This is a genomic window from Methylobacterium sp. C33D (assembly GCF_053345825.1).
This window is the reverse complement of sequence record NZ_JBKFAV010000268.1, coordinates 1-255: the sequence shown is the minus strand read 5'-3', so window position 1 is coordinate 255 and position 255 is coordinate 1. Positions and strand designations below refer to the sequence as shown.

Annotated in this window: 1 protein-coding gene; it reads left to right on the top strand. The window is 63.9% G+C overall.

Going from position 1 to position 255, the window contains the following annotated elements; translation table 11 throughout:
* A partial coding sequence (locus ACLBXO_RS32320) for an FtsK/SpoIIIE domain-containing protein (protein ID WP_447687979.1) occupies positions 1-255 on the top strand: 255 nt, incomplete at both ends.

Genomic DNA, 255 nt, shown 5'->3' with positions numbered 1-255 from the left:
AACACCATGATCCTGTCGCTGCTCTACCGGCTGAAGCCGGAGGAGTGCCGGCTGATCATGGTCGACCCGAAGATGCTGGAGCTGTCGGTCTACGACGGCATCCCGCACCTGCTCTCCCCCGTCGTCATCGATCCCAAGAAGGCGGTCATCGCCCTCAAATGGGCCGTGCGCGAGATGGAGGAGCGCTACAAGAAGATGGCCAAGATCGCCGTCCGGAACATCGACGGCTACAACGCCCGGGTCGCCGAGGCGGCG